At 71.2% G+C, this 15,910-nt stretch carries 13 protein-coding genes and 1 pseudogene; 5 read left to right on the top strand and 9 right to left on the bottom strand.

What is annotated here, in order from left to right; all coding sequences use genetic code 11:
- Positions 1-114 precede the first annotated feature (114 nt).
- Positions 115-451, top strand: a pseudogene (locus tag STRIP9103_RS51150) (polysaccharide deacetylase/glycosyl transferase); the annotation flags it as partial.
- Positions 452-473: 22 nt separating this feature from the next.
- Here the strand turns inward: STRIP9103_RS51150 and STRIP9103_RS02830 are convergent.
- The 3 genes from STRIP9103_RS02830 to STRIP9103_RS02820 form a co-directional block, all read right to left on the bottom strand.
- Positions 474-3,158, bottom strand: a complete 2,685-nt coding sequence (locus tag STRIP9103_RS02830; protein ID WP_048819575.1) for an ATP-binding protein — start codon at positions 3,156-3,158, stop codon at positions 474-476.
- A gap of 435 nt (positions 3,159-3,593) precedes the next feature.
- Positions 3,594-3,917, bottom strand: coding sequence for an STAS domain-containing protein (locus tag STRIP9103_RS02825; RefSeq protein WP_009297239.1), 324 nt, complete (start codon positions 3,915-3,917; stop codon positions 3,594-3,596).
- A gap of 184 nt (positions 3,918-4,101) precedes the next feature.
- Positions 4,102-4,950 carry a 3-hydroxyacyl-CoA dehydrogenase family protein gene (locus tag STRIP9103_RS02820; protein WP_009297220.1) on the bottom strand — a complete coding sequence of 283 codons (849 nt, stop codon included), beginning with the start codon at positions 4,948-4,950 and terminating at the stop codon, positions 4,102-4,104.
- A gap of 333 nt (positions 4,951-5,283) precedes the next feature.
- Here STRIP9103_RS02820 and STRIP9103_RS02815 point away from each other — a divergent pair, with 333 nt between their 5' ends.
- Positions 5,284-5,856, top strand: coding sequence for a cob(I)yrinic acid a,c-diamide adenosyltransferase (locus STRIP9103_RS02815; RefSeq protein ID WP_009297227.1), 573 nt, complete (start codon positions 5,284-5,286; stop codon positions 5,854-5,856).
- A gap of 223 nt (positions 5,857-6,079) precedes the next feature.
- On the opposite strand, the gene STRIP9103_RS02810 is transcribed toward STRIP9103_RS02815, so the two are convergent.
- Complete coding sequence (locus STRIP9103_RS02810) at positions 6,080-6,658, bottom strand: hypothetical protein (protein ID WP_009297236.1); 579 nt, start codon at positions 6,656-6,658, stop codon at positions 6,080-6,082.
- A gap of 152 nt (positions 6,659-6,810) precedes the next feature.
- On the opposite strand from STRIP9103_RS02810, the gene STRIP9103_RS02805 reads away from it, so the two are divergent.
- The 3 genes from STRIP9103_RS02805 (at position 6,811) to STRIP9103_RS02795 (ending at position 10,725) form a co-directional block, all read left to right on the top strand.
- A complete protein-coding gene (locus STRIP9103_RS02805; RefSeq protein WP_048819574.1) occupies positions 6,811-8,007 on the top strand; it encodes a sensor histidine kinase in 1,197 nt (398 codons plus the stop codon).
- Positions 8,008-8,083: 76 nt separating this feature from the next.
- Positions 8,084-8,725 carry a response regulator gene (locus STRIP9103_RS02800; protein ID WP_009297228.1) on the top strand — a complete coding sequence of 214 codons (642 nt, stop codon included), beginning with the start codon at positions 8,084-8,086 and terminating at the stop codon, positions 8,723-8,725.
- A gap of 170 nt (positions 8,726-8,895) precedes the next feature.
- Positions 8,896-10,725 (top strand): glycoside hydrolase family 18 chitinase, encoded by a 1,830-nt coding sequence (locus STRIP9103_RS02795; protein WP_009297223.1) that lies wholly within the window; start codon positions 8,896-8,898, stop codon positions 10,723-10,725.
- Between the two features lie 143 nt (positions 10,726-10,868).
- On the opposite strand, the gene STRIP9103_RS02790 is transcribed toward STRIP9103_RS02795, so the two are convergent.
- The 5 genes from STRIP9103_RS02790 to STRIP9103_RS02770 all read right to left on the bottom strand — a co-directional run bounded on the left by STRIP9103_RS02790 (position 10,869) and on the right by STRIP9103_RS02770 (position 15,844).
- Positions 10,869-12,083 (bottom strand): peptidoglycan-binding domain-containing protein, encoded by a 1,215-nt coding sequence (locus tag STRIP9103_RS02790; protein ID WP_009297222.1) that lies wholly within the window; start codon positions 12,081-12,083, stop codon positions 10,869-10,871.
- Positions 12,083-13,354, bottom strand: a complete 1,272-nt coding sequence (locus tag STRIP9103_RS02785) for an IPT/TIG domain-containing protein (RefSeq protein ID WP_009297225.1) — start codon at positions 13,352-13,354, stop codon at positions 12,083-12,085. The genes STRIP9103_RS02790 and STRIP9103_RS02785 overlap by 1 nt, the downstream gene beginning before the upstream one ends.
- Positions 13,355-13,505: 151 nt before the next feature.
- Positions 13,506-14,249, bottom strand: a complete 744-nt coding sequence (locus STRIP9103_RS02780; RefSeq protein WP_009297230.1) for an IPT/TIG domain-containing protein — start codon at positions 14,247-14,249, stop codon at positions 13,506-13,508.
- A 364-nt stretch (positions 14,250-14,613) separates the two neighbouring features.
- Positions 14,614-14,850 (bottom strand): hypothetical protein, encoded by a 237-nt coding sequence (locus STRIP9103_RS02775; protein ID WP_009297235.1) that lies wholly within the window; start codon positions 14,848-14,850, stop codon positions 14,614-14,616.
- A 538-nt stretch (positions 14,851-15,388) separates the two neighbouring features.
- Positions 15,389-15,844, bottom strand: a complete 456-nt coding sequence (locus STRIP9103_RS02770) for a DUF2550 domain-containing protein (protein WP_048819572.1) — start codon at positions 15,842-15,844, stop codon at positions 15,389-15,391.
- Positions 15,845-15,910 lie beyond the last annotated feature (66 nt).

The following is a 15,910-nucleotide window of genomic DNA, read 5'->3' as shown; positions in this document are numbered from 1 at the left end:
GGGCATCCCGTCCGGAGCCCCTAACGGAGCCCCCGGCGGCACCCCGCCCTCCGGCGCCCCCACCGCCGTACCGTCCCCGTCCGCGTCCGCCAACTGACGGGAGCGCAGCACCCCATGACCACGACGACACCCGCGCGCCGAGGCCGCCGACGCGCCCCCTCCAAGCTCCAACGCGCCACCGGCAAGGCCGCCGCCCTGCAGAAACCCCGGGTGATCCTCGCCCTGCTGCTTCTGCTCGGACTGACCTGCGTGATGCTGCTCGACGGCTATCTGCGCGCCGAGGTCGGCGGCGACCAGCGCGTGCGCACCGGCGCCGGCTCCAGTGACGTACCCGAGGACATCCTCGAAGGCGGACCGATCCTGACCTTCCGCGGTGGCGCGGCCCAGACCCAGTCCGTGCCGGACAAGACCATCGCGCTCACCTTCGACGACGGCCCCAACCCGACCTGGGCCCGCTTGCGCCGACGTGAGTCTCAGGCGGTCGTTTCGCCGGGAGTGGCTTCGCCGCTGCTCTCCGGAGCGCTCGCTGACATGCTGTCGGACGGCGACGAGGTGCCGCCCGTGGTTCCGTCGGTCGTCCCGCCGTCAGTACCGCCGGTCGTTCCGTCGGTCGTCCCGCCGTCCGTGGTCCCGCCATCCGTACTGCCGGTCGTCCCGCCGTCCGTGGTCCCGCCGTCGGTACCACCGGTCGTTCCGTCGGTCGTCCCGCCGTCCGTCGTTCCGCCGTCCGTGGTCCCGCCGGTCGTTCCGCCGTCCGCGGTTCCGCCGGTCGTCCCGCCTGTCGTTCCCCCGCTGGTCCCGCCGTCGGTACCGCCCGTGGTTCCGCCGGTCGTCCCGCCGTCGGTACCGCCCGTGGACCCACCCGTGGAGCCACTGGTCGTCCCGCCGTCCGACGAAGTGGACGGGTCCGAGGGCGACGGCTTGGCGTCGTCCGACGGCCCCGCCGTATCGGTGGGCGTCGGGTCGTCCGCCGTGCCGTACGTGCCGTCCGGCCCCGGGTCCGTCGGTTCCGGGAGCACGCCGGGGTCGTTGTTGTCGGGGTTCTTCTTCGGCTCTTCCGCGCCGAGCCGGCCGTTGTCGGTGCCCTCGCTGACGGAGGGGTTGACGCCGATCTTCTCGGAGGGGGTGTCGGTGTTGTTGTCGGACGTGGCGCCGAGGGTCACGACGGTGCCGAGGACGGCGGCGAGGAGGGCACCGGCCCCGACGGCGGCGAGGTTGCGCCGGGCGCCGAGGACGACGCCCTTGAGGCCGCCGGCCCCGGGGGCGGGTGAGACGGCGCCGGGGCGGTTGGTGACCAGCGTCGCCTCGGCACCGGTCGTCGCGGGGGCACCCATGGACGCGAAGCCCGTCGGTACATACCCGGAGGGCACGCCGCCCGGCGGTGACGCCGACTCCTCGTGCCGGGCGTCCGGCACCTCCTCCCCCGCCGCCGTACGCCCGCCGGGCGGCGTGGCCCCGGAGCGGTCGGCGACCAGGGCGAGGGCGCGGCGGCCGGCGACCGTGCCGCGCTTGTCGGCGAGGGCGCCGCGCAGCGCGATGGACGCCTCCAGCTCGGCACGGGCGCGGTCCAGCTCGCCGAGGCAGAGCGCGAGGACGCCGAGCTCGTGGTGGAAGTACGCCTGGTCGCCGGTCTCCTCGGCGAGCCGGGCCGCCTCGGCGCCGGCGTGCAGCGCCCGGTCCCAGGCGTTCCAGTGCAGCCCCGCGGCGAACGCGGGCGCCGCCTGCCGGGCCAGCCGCACCGCGACGCTCTCCTCGCCCTCCCCGGCCGGCTCGGCCGGCGTCCCGATCACGGTGAGCGCGGCGAGCACGGCGTCCGCCTCGGCGGCGACCCGCTCGGGCGTGACCGAGGGGTGCCCGGCCCACCAGGCGTAGTGCTGGGCGGCCGTACGGGCGCGTTCCTTGATGTCGTCGGCGTACCCGGCGGCCTCCAGCTGGGTCCGCACCCCGGCCGCGAGCCGGTAGCGGGCGCCGACCGGGGTGACCAGGGCACAGCCGCGGAGTTTACCGAGGGCAGAGTCGGTGTGGGTGTCGCCCACCGGGGCGGAACGGTGCGCAGGATGCGGGACGTCGCCGCCGAGTGCGACCTCGAAGCGCAGGGTCTCGCGCGCGGACTCGTTGAGCCGGGGGGCGAGCAGTGCGGCGGGCGCGGCGCCCTCGGCGAGCGACGGCAGGGGGACCGTGTGGTCGTCCGCGGCGGTGTCGTAGGGCGGGTCGACCGGCGGGGCGTCCGCGAAGACGCCGAACTCGTCGACGGCGTCCGCGCCGGCCCGCAGCCGGTCCCGTTGCCTCAGCAACGCCCCGGCCTGGGTGAACCGCAGCGGCAGCCCCTCGGACTCGAAGAGCAGGTCACCCGCCCAGTTCACCTCCTCCTCGGTGAGGTCCCGCCCGACGGCCCGCGCCAGCAGCTCCAGGCTGCCCGCCCGGTCGAAGCCGCCGAGCACGATCTCCTCAAGGGGCGCGTCGGCGGACGGCAGGGGTACGTCGGGGGTGGCGGCGAGCAGGAAGGCGCACTCGGGGGTCGCGTCGAGCAGCTCGTCGAGCGCGGCCCCGCCGAACTCCAGGTCGTCCAGGACGACGACCGCGCCGATGTCCCGTACGACGTCGAGGATCTGCTCCTGCGTGGGCCGGAACAGGGGCGCGCTGTACACGGCCGCGAACAGGTCGTACAGCAGGTCGCCCGGCGAACGCCGGTGACCGCTCAGCCGTACGACACCGTCGGGCGCGAGGTCCGCGCAGTCCTCGGCGACGGCGTCGAGGAGCGTGGTGCGGCCGGAGCCGGCGGCGCCGGTGAGGCGGACGGAGCGGCCACGCGCGAGGAGCCGTACCAGCCGTTCTCTCTCGTCGTCGCGCTGGAGCAGGGGCAGCCGGGGCAGCGAGGGGCCCGGCGGTACGGGCGGCCGGGCGGCCCGGTCGCGTTCGGCGGACGCGTGCTTCTCAGGTCGGCCGGGCAGTTCGCCCGGCGGGCAGTTCTCTATCTCACTGCCGTCGACGGGGTTGACGGTGAGCAGGAAGTCGCCCGAGACGAGCTGGACGGTGCGGGCGAGCGCGGGTGTGTGCGGCGCGAAGTCCTGCGCCAGCGCATCCCGTGGTGGACGCTTGGCGTGCGCCTGTCCGTCGTCATGGCCGTACTCTTCGGGTCCCCGGTTCATCGGGTCCATAAGTTCTAGCCCCCCAAAAGCGTCTCGTGTGCTGGAGCCCCTCCCGGCCTGGCCGCACACCGCGCTGTCGCTTCTGGTCCGGAACCCGCTCGAGGGTTGCTGGCAGCGGGCAGCCGAACCCTAAACCTTCGCACAGTATCTCCGACAGTCCGGGGTGCCGCGCCGCCCGACACATCACAGTCTCGTGAGGATTGCACGGAGCGTTCCGCTTACGGGGCCGTTGAGAAGCTGAGGGTGTTTTGTGGTTGATCGCTCCCCCACTCTCGGCTTCGCACGAACGGGGGGACCCCCCTCGCGGCGGAGCCGCACGGTGTCACGGCCCCGCGCCCCTTCAGGGGCACGATCGGGCCCCGACCCGGGATACGAACGAACCCGCCTTCTTGTTCACCATCGCGCCGAAGATCCATCGGGCCCGTTCACACGTGGGGCCCTCGTTCACACGCGAGGCAGTGACTCCAGGCCGATGCCACCCTCGATCGCCAGGATCCGGTGCAGTCGTGTGGCCACGAGCAGCCGCTGCATCTGCGGTGGTACACCGCGCAGCACCAGCCGCCGTCCGCACCGTCCCGCCCGCCGGTGGGCTCCCATGATCACGCCGAGTCCGGTGGCGTCCCAGGAGTCCAGCTCTGACAGGTCGAGCACCAGGTCGCCGGCTCCGTCGTCGACGGCCGAGTGCAGGACCGTACGGGCGTCCGCCGCGCTGCGTACGTCGAGGCGGCCCCCGACGACCAGCTCGGCGTGGTCGCCCCTGATGTACATAAGCGCTCCCCGTGAGTGCGTCTCGTACTCCGTGATGTGGGTGATGCAACGTCTGACGGCGTTTGACACCACCAGGTTGCCGTCTGTGAGCGAACCGATACCGAATTCACCTCAAGGGGTGAGGCCCTGGAGGCTCATGCGTTAACACGCGTCCGGAGTGACCTCCATGACGCGTGGTCGGCTCTCAGTACTTGTAGAAGCCCTGTCCGCTCTTGCGTCCGATGTCACCGGCGTCGACCATCCGGCGCATCAGCTCCGGTGGGGCGAACTTCTCGTCCTGGGACTCGGTGTAGATGTTGCTGGTGGCGTGCAGCAGGATGTCGACGCCCGTGAGGTCGGCGGTGGCCAGCGGTCCCATCGCATGGCCGAAGCCCAACTTGCAGGCGAGGTCGATGTCCTCGGCGGTGGCGACGCCCGACTCGTAGAGCTTGGCGGCCTCGACGACGAGCGCGGAGATGAGACGGGTCGTCACAAATCCGGCGACGTCGCGGTTGACGACGATGCAGGTCTTGCCGACCGACTCGGCGAACTCGCGTGCCGTGGCGAGCGTCTCGTCACTCGTCTTGTAGCCGCGGACCAGTTCGCACAGCTGCATCATCGGCACCGGCGAGAAGAAGTGCGTACCGACGACCCGCTCCGGGCGTTCCGTCACCGCCGCGATCTTGGTGATGGGGATGGCGGAGGTGTTGGAGGCGAGCACGGCGTCTTCCCGTACGAGCTTGTCGAGCGACCGGAAGATCTCGTGCTTGACCTCGAGCTTCTCGAACACGGCCTCGACGACGATGTCCGCGTCGGCCACGGCGTCGAGGTCGGTGGTGGCGGTGATCCGCGCCAGCGCCGCCTCGGCGTCCTCCGCCGCCAGCTTGCCCTTGCCGACGAACTTGTCGTACGACGCCTGGATGCCGCCGATGCCACGGTCCAGCGCCTCGTCGGTGACATCGCGCAGGACGACGTCCCAGCCCGCCTGCGCGGACACCTGGGCGATACCGGATCCCATGAGCCCGGCTCCGATGACGGCGAGCTTCCGTGCCACTGTGCGACTCCCTGGTACGCGCTGTCGATGATGGGGATCCCCCCGACTCATGGGGCCGCCCTCCCGCTCATGGGGGCCGCTCCCGCTCGAGCGAGGTCGAGAGCAGGGGAGAAGCCGAGAGTGGGGAGGAGCCGAGAGTCGGGGAGCCTCTCCGGCGGACACTAGCGCTCGTGAGGGGCCGTGTGACCGGTTAGTAACGCGAGTCACGCCTCATCCGACGGAGATCACACCGGAGGCGCGCGTTCGGGGGCTCGTACGGCTTGCCGGAGCGCCTCCTCGCTCAACGGTCCCGCCCGGTCGTCGGGACGGCGGGGGCGTAACTACGCTGGCCACATGGTCAATCTGACGCGTATCTACACCAGGACCGGCGACAAGGGCACGACGAATCTCGGGGACATGAGCCGGGTGCCCAAGACGGATCTGCGGATCGCCGCGTACGCGGACGCCAATGAGGCGAACGCGGTGATCGGGACGGCGATCGCGCTGGGCGGGCTGGACGAGGAGATCGTGAAGGTCCTCACCCGGGTGCAGAACGACCTCTTCGACGTGGGCGCCGATCTGTCCGCGCCGGTGGTCGAGAACCCTGAGTTCCCGCCATTGCGCGTCGAGCAGTTCTACGTCGACAAGCTGGAGGCGGACTGCGACCGCTTCAACGAGCGGCTGGAGAAGCTCCGCTCCTTCATCCTCCCGGGCGGCACCCCGGGCGCGGCCCTCCTCCACCAGGCCTGCACGGTCGTACGACGGGCCGAGCGGTCCACGTGGGCGGCGCTGGAGGTCCACGGCGAGACCATGAACCCGCTGACGGCCACCTACCTCAACCGCCTCTCCGACCTCCTGTTCATCCTGGCCAGGACGGCGAACAGGGACGTGGGCGATGTCCTCTGGGTCCCTGGCGGCGAGCGCTGACAAGACCCACCCCCGGCCGGGGGCCCGGGGGTCGCCCCCCGGAAAACGCGGCATCCTGGCCAGGACGGCGAACAAGGAGGTCGGGGACGTGCTGTGGGTGCCGGGCGGAGACCGCTGACGCCGGTGCGGTACCGCGCCCCTCAAGGGGCGCGGGGCTGTGACATATGCGGCTCCGCCGCACGGGAGCGACCGGCCGCGGACGGCCCGCGGTTTCGGAACGGCGCTACGGCAGCTTCGCGGGCTCCCGCTCCGGGCTGTCCTTCTCCCCCTCCGGTGCCTTCTTCGGCCAGATCAGGTACGCCAACGCCACCAGCCCATGGATCCCGGCGGCCCTGAGCGCCGCCCCCTGGAACGACCTCAGCGACTCGACGTCGCCGTCGCCGCCCACGTACCAGACGGCACCCTGGAGCAGTGCCAGCGCGACGGCCGCCGCCAGTACCGTACGGAGCCACAGCTTGCCCTCGTGCCGGGCCCTGGCCCTGCCGTACTTCGGCGGGGTCGGCGGCCTGGGCCCGCCGCCCAGGCGATGCGCGGCGTGGCCGTCGAGCCAGTGGATCGTGTAGTGGCCGTAGCCCACGGTGAAGCCGATGTACAGCGCCGCGAGGCCGTGCTCCCAGCCGGGCTCGGCGCCGTTCTTCAGGTCGATCGCGGTCACCACGAAGAGCACCAGCTCCAGCATGGGCTCGCACAGGAGCAGCACCACGCTCGTCCGGCGCCACTTCAGCAGGTAGCGGACGGCCAGGGCCAGCGCCAGCAGCACCCAGAAGCCGACCTCGCAGGCGATGATCAACGCGACGATCATGACTGGCTCCTCTCGGTCGCCCTCCCAGGCTCCCGGCGCCCGGCGCCGGATTCGTCGTCGGCGGTGACGAAAGCGCGGTACATCGAAAGATGCAGTCCAGGACCGTCCGCGGGCATCAGGCGCCGGGCGCCCGCCGCGTGTTGGATGGGGTCATGGCCGCCATGCTGCCCCGCCCCGACCGTTTCGACGTATCCGTCGCCCTCGCCGGACTGCTCGGCGGGCTGCTGCTGTGGGGCCTCGGCCTCGCCACCCGCCCGGCCGACGAGGAGATCGTGCTGCTCCACGGCCGCTGGTGGATCCTGCTGCCGCTGGTCGTGACGGCCGGCTGCGAGGCACTGCGCCGCATCCTGCCGCGTACGGCCCTGCTGATCGGGTGGGCCGCGCTCACCGTGGACACGGTCACCCAGGGCAACATGCTCACGGTCCTGATGTTCACGGACCTGGTGTACGCGGCCGTGGTGTACGGTCCGCCGGCCACGGCCCGCCGGGTGCCGTGGATCACCGGGCTGCTGACCGTGGCCGCCACGATCGTCCCCGTCGCGGTCTGGTGGCAGCCGGAGGCGCTGCTCGTCGGCGTGGTCATCGGCCTGGTCGGCTTCATGCCGGCCGCCACCGGCTGGATCGTCCGCAACCACCGCGACGCCGCCGAGGCCGCCCGGTTGCGGGCCGAACAGACCGCGCTGCTCGCCGAGATGGACCGCTCCCAGGCCGTGGCCTCCGAACGGGCGCGCATGGCGAGGGAGTTGCACGACATGGTCGCCAACCACCTTTCCGCGATCGCGATCCACTCCACGGCCGCGCTCTCCCTCGACGACCCGGACACTTCCAGGCAGGCCCTCGGGATCATCCGCGAGAACAGCGTCGAGGGGCTCGCGGAGATGCGCCGGCTGATCGGCATCCTGCGGGATTCGAGCGGCGACACCGAGCCGGCCGCCGCGCCCACGCTCGACGGGCTCGGCGCGCTCGTGGAAGGCGCCCGCACCAACGGCCTCGACGTCACGCTCGACGCCGACCACGCCGGCACCCTCCCCGCACCGGTCGAACTGGCGGCCTATCGCATCGTCCAGGAGTCGCTGACCAACGCCCTCAAACACGCCTGCCCCGGTCGGATCACGGTGGTGTTGCAGCAGTCGGACGGTTCCCTCGACATCGCCGTGACCAGCCCGTACGGCGACCGCGACGGGCCGAGCGCGCCCGGTTCCGGCGCCGGTCTGGTCGGGATGCGGGAGCGGGTCGCGCTGCTGGGCGGCATCTTCGAGGCGGGCCCCACGGTGGATCCGGCGTCCGACGGGGGCAAGCTCTGGGCCGTACGCGCCACCCTTCCCGTGGTGGAGGGGGAACCCGCGTGATGTACGCGCCTGCCCCGGAAAGGGATGGCCACATGGTCCACACGATCCACGCGCCGGTCGTCGAAGGAGAACCCATATGATCCGCGTGCTCGTCGCCGAGGACCAGTCCGCCGTACGGGCCGGGCTGATCCTCATCCTGCGCAGCGCGCCCGACATCGAGGTGGTCGGCGAGGCGGCCGACGGCGAGCGGGCGGTGGCGCTGGCCCGGGAGCTACGGCCGGACCTGGTGCTGATGGATGTTCAGATGCCGCGTCTGGACGGGGTGTCGGCGACCCGACAGGTCGTCACGGAAGGGCTGGCGGACGTGCTCGTGCTGACCACCTTCGACCTCGACGAGTATGTGTTCGGGGCGCTGCGGGCCGGTGCCGCCGGGTTCCTGCTGAAGAACACGGAGGCGAAGGACCTGATCGCGGCCGTGCGGACGGTCGGGCGCGGCGAGGGCCTGATCGCGCCGGCGGTCACCCGGCGGCTGATCGCCGAGTTCGCCGCCAAGCCGGTACGCGAGCCCACGGCCGACCCGTCCGTGCTCGACTCGCTCACCCGGCGCGAGCGACAGGTGCTCTCCTGTCTCGGCGAGGGGCTGTCGAACGCGGAGATCGCCGAGCGGCTGGACATGGCCGAGGCGACGGTGAAGACCCATGTCAGCCGGTTGCTGGGGAAACTGGATCTGCGCAGCCGGGTCCAAGCGGCGGTGCTGGCACAGGAGTTGGGCGTGTAGACGCGAGCGATCGGTTGGGACGGAACGGCCGGGGGCGAGTGGTCCAGACCCATTGACCCCTGGTCCAGACCTTTCTATTCTCGCGACACCGCGGCATGTCATGCCCGCGACCATTCGACCGGCCTGTCATGCCCACGACTAAACGCCACCACCCACACAAGGAGGCGCACATGCGCTTCAAACACAGAGCGGCGGCCGGGTTCGCCGCGCTGCTGCTCCCCCTCGCGGGCCTCGCCGGCCTCGCGGCCCCCACCCAAGCCGCCGCCGCGTCCTCGACGGCCACCGCCACCTACGCCAAGACCCAGGACTGGGGCTCCGGCTTCGAAGGCAAGTGGACCGTGAAGAACACCGGCACCACCACCATCAGCTCCTGGACCGTCGAGTGGGACTTCCCCTCCGGAACGTCCGTCACCTCGGCCTGGGACGCCGACGTCACCTCCTCCGGCACCCACTGGACCGCCAGGAACAAGTCCTGGAACGGCACCCTCGTCCCCGGCGCCTCCGTCTCCTTCGGTTTCAACGGGAGCGGCTCAGGCTCCCCGGCCAACTGCAAGCTGAACGGCGCGAGCTGTGACGGCGGCCCGAGCGTCCCCGGTGACGCCGCGCCCTCCGCCCCCGGCACCCCGACCGCCTCGGACATCACCAACACCTCGGTGAGGCTGAGCTGGCCGGCGGCCACCGACGACAAGGGCGTCAAGAACTACGACGTCCTGCGCGGCGGCACCAAGATCGCCACCGTCACCACCACCTCGTACACGGACACCGGCCTGACCGCCGGCACCGACTACTCGTACACCGTCCAGGCCCGCGACACCGCCGACCAGACCGGCCCGGTGAGCGGCGCGGTCGCCGTCCGCACGACGGGCGGCACCACCCCGAACCCCGCCTCGAAGGTCAACCTCGGCTATTTCACCGAGTGGGGCGTCTACGGCCGCAACTACCACGTCAAGAACCTCGTGACCTCGGGCTCCGCGTCGAAGATCACGCACATCAACTACGCGTTCGGCAACGTCAAGAACGGCCAGTGCGTACTCGACGACGCCTACGCGGCCACCGACAAGGCGTACACCGCCGACCAGTCCGTCAGCGGCGTCGCCGACACCTGGGACCAGCCGCTGCGCGGCAACTTCAACCAGCTGCGCCAGCTGAAGGCGAAGTATCCGCACATCAAGGTGCTGTGGTCCTTCGGCGGCTGGACCTACTCGGGCGGCTTCGGCCAGGCCGCGCAGAACCCGGCCGCGTTCGCCAAGTCCTGCAAGGCCGTGGTCGAGGACCCGCGCTGGGCGGACGTCTTCGACGGCATCGACATCGACTGGGAGTACCCGAACGCCTGCGGTCTGACCTGCGACACATCCGGTGCCACCGCGTTCAAGAACCTCATGCAGGCCCTGCGCGCCGAGTTCGGCTCGAACTACCTGGTCACCGCCGCGATCACGGCCGACGGCTCCTCCGGCGGCAAGATCGACGCGGCCGACTACGGCGGCGCCTCCGCGTACGTCGACTGGTACAACGTGATGACGTACGACTACTTCGGCGCCTGGGCCGCCACCGGTCCGACCGCCCCGCACTCCCCGCTGACCTCGTACTCCGGGATACCGACCGCCGGCTTCGACTCGGCCGACGCGATCGCCAAGCTGAGGTCGAAGGGCGTCCCGGCCCCGAAGCTGCTGCTCGGCATCGGCTTCTACGGCCGCGGCTGGACCGGCGTCACCCAGTCCGCCCCCGGCGGCACGGCCACCGGCGCGGCCCCCGGCACGTACGAGGCGGGCATCGAGGACTACAAGGTCCTCAAGAACTCCTGCCCCGCCACCGGCACCATCGCGGGCACGGCGTACGCGCACTGCGGCAGCAACTGGTGGTCGTACGACACCCCCGCCACCATCGGTACGAAAATGACCTGGGCCAGGAACCAGGGCCTCGGCGGCGCGTTCTTCTGGGAGTTCAGCGGTGACACCGCGAACGGCGAGCTCGTCACCGCGATGCGGAACGGACTGGGCTGACGCCCGGCCTCGGCCCCGGTACCTCACCGCGGGCCGAGGCCTCGACGCCCCCGCCGGGGAGATGGTCCCTCCTGCCTCCCCGGCTTCGCCGCGTGCTCGGGACGCGGGCGGCGGCCATGCGCGGTCGCCGCGCGGTCATGCGGTCATGCGATGACGGTGAACCCGTGTCTGTCGCCGAGCCGGGTCAGGGAAGCCCGGCCCGGCACTCCGTCGGCGTCACGGCCACGGTAGGAGCCGCCCGCCCTGCTGCGCTGCCAGGCGGCGTAGGCCTCGATGGTCCTGGTGCCGAAGGAGCCGTCCACATACCCGCGCTCCAGCAGACCTTCGGCGGCGAGCGCCTCCTCCACCAGCCGGACGTCTGTCGGGTGGGTGCGGTGGCCGTCGGGCGCCGGGGGATCCGTCCTGGCGGCCGCGACGACACGAGCGAGACTCACCCGCGGCCGGGACCCGGCTCCCACGGACAGAACCTTCGCCGTGTCGATGGCTCCCGGGTCGTCGTGGTCGTTGCCGGGGACGTGGCAGTGGCCGAAGTGTCCGCCCTCGGACTGCCACACGGAACGTGAACGGGGTGCCGGATCCCCGTCGTACGGCACGGGAGGGCCCGCCGGCCACCTGTCCGGCACTCCCCAGGAACGGATGGCGGCGAGGATCCGCTGCCATCCGGGCTTGTCCCGAGGGTCCCAGCCGTCGGTCCACGGCTCGGCGGCGCGACCGAGTACCTCGATCTGAACGCAGACCAGGCCTTCGCGGTTGGTGCGACGGGGACCGTCGTTGCGCAGGGCGCGGGCCGAGTGGCCCAAGGGGCCGAACTGTCCGACGCGGTCCGTGACCGGGCAGTAGATGAGGTGCGGTTCGGCGGCCACCCTGATCAGGTAGGACGCCACCGCCTCCAGGTACTTCCCGCCGGCCGGGGACTCGGTGGTGTGGTGCACCACCCGGGGAGGGTTGCGGGGGGTGTCCATCGGACCGCCGATCGCCCCGTCACCGAAGCGGATCGCGGCGGCGATCCACGAGGTCCCCGGGTCCTGGGCGGTTGACCGGACCGCCTCGTCGACCGCTCGGGCCCCTGGTCCCCGCTGCTCCGGGCCCGGGACGGGTGGCGCCGGGTCACCCGGGCGTGCCGGAGTCCGGGCGGTCTCGACGGGCCGGTACCACTCCAGGTCTCCGTCCTCGCGCAGGACGAACACCGAGCCGGGACGGCGCGGATGCTCGACGACATGGCGGGGCGTGTCGGGCAGGGCGGCGATGGCACGCACGGCCCGCAGGTGGTGCGTGTCCACCGTGCCGTGGTACGTGACGGACTGATCGGCATGAATGACGGCGGCGTGGAAGGACGTCATCGCGGACTCGCGGCGCATCAGACGCCGGGCGCGGCAGCGCGCGTGTACGTCAGGCCGTTGCTGGTGCCCGCGGGTGTGGTCACCGTGACGGAGACCGGTCCGGCGGGGCCAGCCGGAGCGACGGTGATGATCTGCGTCGGGGAGAACACGGTGAACGGCGCGGAGACGGCGCCGAACTGGACGCCGGTGGTGGCCGTGAGATTGCCGCCGGTCAGCGTCACGACCGTACCCGCGTGCGTCGGGCCCTCGTCCGGCACGAGCGAGACCAGCACGGGGACATCGAGGAAGACATAGCCGAGGGAGTTGCTGATGCCGCCGGGGGTGGTCACCGTGACCGCCGTGGAACCGGCGGCGTGGCTCGGGGCCACCGCGGTGATCTGCGTGGCGGAGTCGACGGTGAACGAGGCCGCCGCCATCCCGTCGAACAGCACCGCCGTCGCACCGAGGAGGTTGTTGCCGGCGAGTGTCACCGCGGTGCCGCCCGCCGTGGGACCCGAGGGCGGCGCGAGAGCGGTCAGTGTGGGCCGATCGACATAGAAGAAGGACGCGCCGGGGTCGTTGGGGTTGCTGGTACCGCCCGCGGTGGTCACCGTGACGGCCGCGACGCCGGCCGAGTGCACGGGGGTCACCGCGGTGATCTGGGTGCTGTTGTCGACGGTGAACGAGGGTGCCGCCACTCCATCGAAACGCACCGCCGTCGCACCGGTGAGACTTGAGCCCGTCAGCGTCACCGTCGTCCCCCCGGCGACCGGGCCCTGACTCGGCGACACACCCGTCAGGGAGGGAACGGCGATGTAGGTGAAGGCGAGGGCGTTGCTGGTACCGCCCGCGGTGGTCACCGTGACGGCCGCGACGCCGGCCGAGTGCGCGGGGGCCACCGCGGTGATCTGGATGCTGCTGTCGACCGTGAACGAGGCCGCCACCCCATCGAAACGCACCGCCGTCGCACCGGTGAGACTCGAGCCCGTCAGCGTCACCGTCGTCCCCCCGGCGACCGGGCCCTGACTCGGCGACAGGCCCGTCAGGGAGGGAGCCGCGACATAGGTGAAGAGCGCCGCCTGGGCGCTCGTGCCCTGGGACGTGGTGACGGTGACGTTCACGGTTCCGACGCCCGAGGGGGCCACCGCGGTGATCTGGGTGCTGCTGTCGACGGTGAACGACGTGGCGGGTTTGTTTCCGAACCGGACGGTCAGCACTCCGGTGAAACCGGAGCCGATCACGGTGACGGTGGTACCGCCCGAGACCGGCCCCTGGTTGGGACTGATCGAAGAGACCACAGGGGCAGCCATGGGCTGTTGCTCCTTCATACGGGACTGGGCGACCGATGACGCGTGTGACCACGTCATGGCCGGGTTGTGGGGAGAGCCCGTCCGGGCGGAGGGGGGACTGCCGCCCGGACGGAGTTTTCCTCGCCTCCCTGTCACGGAGGCGTCGGACCGGTCAGATGCCGGGGCCGGCGACGTAGGTGAAGGCGCCGGTGGCCGTGGCGGAACCGGCCGGGTTGGTCACGACCACGTCGACCGCTCCGGCGGTGCCGGGTGGGGTGACGGCCGACAGCGTGGTCGCGCTGACCACCGAGAACGGTGCCGGAGTGCCCCCGAAGGTCACCGAGCTGGTGCTGTCGAGGTTGGTTCCGGTGATGGTCACCGCCGTGCCCCCGGAGGTCGGTCCCGAGGACGGGCTGACCGTGCCGACCGTGGGGACCTCGATGTAGGTGTAGGTGAGGCCGTTGTTGGTGCCGCCCGCGGTGGTCACGCTCACCGCCACCGGCCCGGCCGTGCCCGCGGGCACGGTGACGCTGAGCGAGCTGTCGCTGTTCACCGTCGGGGTGGCGGTGTTGGGGCCGAAGGCCACACTGGTGGCCGTCGACAGGCCGGTGCCGTTGATGGTGATGGTGTTGCCGCCGGCGGTCGGCCCGGAGGTGGTGCCCAGGGAGGACTTGAAGGGAGCGGCGACGTAGAAGTACGACACCGGGTTGCTGGTCCCGCCCGGGGTGGTCACGGTGACGTCGACCACGCCGGTCCCCGAGGGAGAGACGGCGGTGACCTGGGTCGGGGAGACGTTGGTGACGCTCGTGGCGAACTTGCTGCCGAACTTCACCGCGCTGGTGCCGGACAGGTTGGTGCCCGTGATGGTCACCAGGGTGCCGCCCCCGGTGGAACCCTGATTCGGAGAGATAGGCATGAGGACACTCCTCGCTCGTTGATGGGGACATGCGAGGAACCGGCAGGAACGGGTCAGCAACTGGCTGTCGCGCCACAGAGGCGGGATCGCCGCCCACAGCTGCGCGTGTCGGTCTCTTCCCGACCCCTTCCGCTGCGGCAGGCGCCACTCAGCGCTACTGCCGCGCCCGGGGTGAACTGTCCGGCACTGCCGCCCGTGAGCACGGGCGGGTTGCACAGCGGTCTCCGCTGTCTCTCCTGGGCAAGGAAAAACCGGCGAATGCTGCCTGTCCGAGCGTTCCCCCGGCTCGGGGATGGGCAGCCCGCCGGTTCACACTCTCAGTGACCCACTTATCCAATCGAGTGACAAGGCCCAGTTGACCGAATCACCCGATCGGGTTAATTCCGGGGTGAACGCCACCTTCGACGACGGGTGTCGCCGTCAGCAGTCGCAGGGGGCTGCCGAAGTTGGCGATACCTCCGACGGACGAGGCGGCGTCATCGAGAACCGAGGTGCCGAAGGTGACCAGTCCCCCGTCCGCGGTCAGCCCGGCGCACTCGGCCGCGTGAATCCCGCCGCCGAGACCGGAAGCGGTGTTGCCGGTGACCCGGCTCGCGACCATGAGGAGTCTCCCTTGTCCCTTGAAGATCCTGGAAGCGTCCGGCCACGGACTCGGCGCCGTAACCCCCGGAGTGAGTCAACTGGCCTGCGACAGCGCGCACTTGACACATTCGCACCGGCATACAGCAGATGGGTCCTCGTCGGTGGAAGCGGTGCTTTTCAACACGGCTCCTCGGCACCGGAAGCGGCAATCACAGCTGGGCCATACGGGTGACATATGCCAAGAGCCTTGCGGCCGTCGCACCGCGAGTGGATTACTGGAATGGATTCAACCGGTGGGCCGCCCATTCTCGCCGGGGGATGCGGCAGTCGGACTACCTGCGGCTTTACTGCAGGAGCCCGGGGCTCACGCCGACATACCGCGATGGGCACCCCCGGTGGAGAAATTGGATCCCGATCAGCCGGTGCCGTCCGCGGCACCGGCTGATGTGGCGGCTCGCATCCCCAGCAGTCCGCTCGCCCACACCACCCCACACCACGACCAGCAACCATCGCTCTCGCAAAACCGCGGCGTGCCGAGGGCGCCACCAAGACCTTGGTCAGGCGACATTCACACGCTGCCCCGGAGGCGCCGCCTCCAGCCACGCGAGGAAACCGGTCAGCGCGTCCTCGCTCATCGCCAGTTCGAGACGGGTCCCGCGATGCAGACACGCGAGGATCACGGCGTCGGAGAGCAGTGCCAGCTCCTCCTCGCCCTCAGGGGTGCGGCGACCGGCCACCTCGATCGCCGAGCGCTCCAGGACGCGGCGGGGGCGGGGGGAGTACGAGAAGACGCGGTACCACTCGATGCGGTCGCCGTTGTAGCGGGCGACACCGTAGCCCCAGCCCTTGCCGTTCTCCTCGCCCTTCTCCGGTTTCTCCGGGGTGTTCCAGCGGAGACTGCAGTCGAAGGTGCCGCCGGAGCGCTGGATGAGTCTCCGGCGCAGTCCGAAGACGAAGAGTCCCACCACCACGAGCGCGATCACCGACCCGCACACAGTCAGAGCGAGGACCATCGACACCGACCTCCTCGTCTCCTAGGTAATGGAACGTAAAAACACCCATATTTGCCTCAGCCGCGG

This window comes from Streptomyces ipomoeae 91-03, assembly GCF_000317595.1.
GTDB lineage: Bacteria > Actinomycetota > Actinomycetes > Streptomycetales > Streptomycetaceae > Streptomyces > Streptomyces ipomoeae.
The sequence above is the reverse complement of the archived record's forward strand: the minus strand, read 5'-3'. Positions and strand labels throughout refer to the sequence as shown.

Bases quoted from the DNA above. Each gene is read 5' to 3' on its own strand.
- STRIP9103_RS02830 (WP_048819575.1), bottom strand. From the start codon at position 3,158: ATGGACCCGATGAACCGGGGACCCGAAGAGTACGGCCATGACGACGGA.
- STRIP9103_RS02825 (WP_009297239.1), bottom strand. From the start codon at position 3,917: ATGTACATCAGGGGCGACCACGCCGAGCTGGTCGTCGGGGGCCGCCTC.
- STRIP9103_RS02815 (WP_009297227.1), top strand. From the start codon at position 5,284: ATGGTCAATCTGACGCGTATCTACACCAGGACCGGCGACAAGGGCACG.
- STRIP9103_RS02810 (WP_009297236.1), bottom strand. From the start codon at position 6,658: ATGATCGTCGCGTTGATCATCGCCTGCGAGGTCGGCTTCTGGGTGCTG.
- STRIP9103_RS02805 (WP_048819574.1), top strand. From the start codon at position 6,811: ATGGCCGCCATGCTGCCCCGCCCCGACCGTTTCGACGTATCCGTCGCC.
- STRIP9103_RS02800 (WP_009297228.1), top strand. From the start codon at position 8,084: ATGATCCGCGTGCTCGTCGCCGAGGACCAGTCCGCCGTACGGGCCGGG.
- STRIP9103_RS02795 (WP_009297223.1), top strand. From the start codon at position 8,896: ATGCGCTTCAAACACAGAGCGGCGGCCGGGTTCGCCGCGCTGCTGCTC.
- STRIP9103_RS02790 (WP_009297222.1), bottom strand. From the start codon at position 12,083: ATGCGCCGCGAGTCCGCGATGACGTCCTTCCACGCCGCCGTCATTCAT.
- STRIP9103_RS02785 (WP_009297225.1), bottom strand. From the start codon at position 13,354: ATGGCTGCCCCTGTGGTCTCTTCGATCAGTCCCAACCAGGGGCCGGTC.
- STRIP9103_RS02780 (WP_009297230.1), bottom strand. From the start codon at position 14,249: ATGCCTATCTCTCCGAATCAGGGTTCCACCGGGGGCGGCACCCTGGTG.
- STRIP9103_RS02775 (WP_009297235.1), bottom strand. From the start codon at position 14,850: ATGGTCGCGAGCCGGGTCACCGGCAACACCGCTTCCGGTCTCGGCGGC.
- STRIP9103_RS02770 (WP_048819572.1), bottom strand. From the start codon at position 15,844: ATGGTCCTCGCTCTGACTGTGTGCGGGTCGGTGATCGCGCTCGTGGTG.